General features: G+C 70.0%; 2 protein-coding genes. Both read right to left on the reverse strand.

The features are described 5' to 3' along the window. Window positions 1–1933, reverse strand: a 1933-nt coding sequence (locus JNW87_RS41120) for a transposase (RefSeq protein WP_238455349.1), incomplete at its 3' end; no start/stop codon positions are given. Continuing rightward, complete coding sequence (locus JNW87_RS37415) at window positions 1930–2544, reverse strand: IS607 family transposase (protein ID WP_238455350.1); 615 nt, start codon at window positions 2542–2544, stop codon at window positions 1930–1932. The genes JNW87_RS41120 and JNW87_RS37415, both read right to left, overlap by 4 nt. Window positions 2545–2563 lie beyond the last annotated feature (19 nt).

A 2563-nucleotide genomic window follows, 5' to 3' on the forward strand; every position in this document is an offset into this window, starting at 1 on the left:
CCATCGTGGTGGGGATGCATGGGCGTGGAGGTGGAATCCCGCGCCCAGGGCGGCCCCTCGCGGCCGGTGGCCGGTGGTGGGTGTGCTGATCGCGTTCACGCTCTGGTGCCGGTGGGCTGCGCGGGGCAGCTGGGTCCGGTCCGTTGGTGCGTGTCCCTCCGGACGCTTGCCTGCCGGGCCGTGAGGTCTGGCGGGGGAGGGTGCCCTGCGTCGCCTGGGCGCGGGGCGTGAGGTGTGGGGTCGGGCGGGGCCGGTCTTCGACCGGTCCTTGCGGCTGGCCTTGGTGGTCGGGGTGACGACGGCTTTGGCTTCGAGCTTGTCCACGACCGAGCGGATCACCCATGGCACGGTTGGTGCGGTCGATGACGGTTTTGGCCTGATGGGCCAGGCCGCGGGCTGCGATGCGGCGCCAGGCGCCGTGGTCGCGGTCTCCCTGCCAGCCGCAGCTTTCTCTGTTGGGGCAGATGGCCCACTTCCAGCCCGCCGTGGTGGGCCGGTCGGGGGCTTTGCGGTGCCACAGCGGGGTCAGGCATTGCGGGCAGTGCTTTGAGGTGTTCCGGGCTGGGACGGTGACCACGGCGATACCGGCCTCGGCGGCGAGGTGCCGCATGCGGTCGGTGATCTGCCCGCGCACCTGCTGGGACAGGCGCGTGTTGTGGGTGCGGCCCATGCCCTTGGCTTCCATCGACCGCAGGTCTTCGAGGTAGATGACGGTCGTTCCGGCGGCAATCGCTTGGTCGACGGCCCAGCGGGCGGCGGCCCAAGCGAGCGCGTCGTTGAGGTGCGACCTGCGACCGGACACGTGCCGGATCTCGCCGCGCAGCACCTCGTGTTTCGCGGTCAGGTGTTCGTCGGGGCGGCCGTCGATCAGCCGCACGTACTGGTCGTCCTTGGCGTGCAGCCGCTCTGACAGGCGCCGGAGGCGGTGCTGCTTGGCGAGGACGCCGGCGGCGCGGAACTGGGCACCGGCCCCGAGGGAGGTGATCCGGCCGTTGTCGTGGAGTCGTACGGCCCCCGCGCTGAGGAGGGTGTTGAGTCCCCAGTCCACGCCGAGCGCCACCGTGTGCCCAGCGCGCTGGGCCTTCGGCACGGCGTGCGTGTACGCGACATCGGCTCGCACCTGCCGGCCGGTTACGCGGAGGGTGGGCAGGTGCACAACCGCGCCCGCAGGGACCGTGGACGGCAGCGTGATCGGGCACTGCACCCACGTCCAGTCCCGGTACGCCTGCGGATCGGGACGGGTGGGCAGCTGCAAGCGGAGCAGCGCCCTCGCCGGGTCGGTCTCGGAACGCTCGATCGTGGCCTGCTGCCCGTCGCACGCGGCGAGCAGCAGCATCCGCGGGATCTTCGGGGTGCCTTCGAGCTCGAACACGTCCACGGGCAGGCGGCCGTTGGCCTTGCCGAACTTGGCAACCTGCCGGGTTCGGCCCTTGATGATGCTGGACGGCAGATACTCCCCGCCAGGGATCGAGGCCCGCACCTGATCCCACTCGACCGGAGTGCGCTTACGCGGATCGGCCGGCCACGTCGCCAGCACCCCGGCGGTCAGATCAGCGCGCCACTTCGCCGAGCGCAGAGCACGCCCAGCCTGCTCCTGGGCCATGCGCACGATCCGGTCATTGACCTTCACACCCTCAGGCGTGGCGGCGGTCCAGCCCAGGCGCCGCAGCGCCATCCACGCGTTCGACGGCAGTTTCCGACCGCCCGCGTCCTCCCCGGAGGCCAACACATCCACACCTGCGCTGTTCCAGTGCTCGCCCATCAGAGCGCAGACCATGCCCGCCACCAGGCCGGTACACCAGCCGACACGTTCGGCAAGCACGGCCTGGGACAGGACTTCGCCGGTCTTCTCGTCCACACCTGCACGCACAAGGATGCGCGCGCACGCGGTGCGGGAGGTCTCGCCCTCGGCCAGCGGCAACTTCCGGCTCACCGGCCACCAGCCCGGCATTGCCCCGACTCGGCCAGCAGGCCACCCCGGTTCTCGGCCGATCGCATCCCGTACAGGCGCCCGACGAACGTGGCGACGACAGAAACGAAGTCCTCGACGAGTTCTTCCCGCCCGCCGAGCTTCCTCGGCCCGAGCACTTCGAGGGCGGCCCCGTGCACGGCGAGCAGGTGTTCGAGCCAGCCGACACCGAACCTTGCAAGCCGGTCCTCATGCGTGACCCGGACCACGGTGATGCTTCCGTCGGCAACGGCCCGCAGCAGCCGGTTGAGGCCGGTCCGGTCCTCCCGCAGGCCCGAGGCCCGGTCACGGAAAACCTCGACGACCTCGCCGATGGACGTGGCCCGCAGCTCGTTCTCGTGCGCCTCCAACGAAGACTCCCGCCCACTGGAGCCGCAGACGCGCACGTACAGGCCCTCCAAGCGAAAACGCTCACCGCCGGTAGAAACCTTCATCGCCTCGACATCAATCGAGGAGAACCGGCGCTCACGGCCAACCCAAGTCACCGGAATCTTCCCCGAGCCAGCCCAAAGACCAAGCGTCACGGGATGACCACCGAGACGCTTCACGGCCTTTGACAGCCGAAGAAATTCCACACGATCAATCTATGATCAC

This window comes from Micromonospora sp. ATA51, assembly GCF_016802855.1.
In the GTDB taxonomy this organism is placed as follows: domain Bacteria; phylum Actinomycetota; class Actinomycetes; order Mycobacteriales; family Micromonosporaceae; genus Micromonospora; species Micromonospora sicca.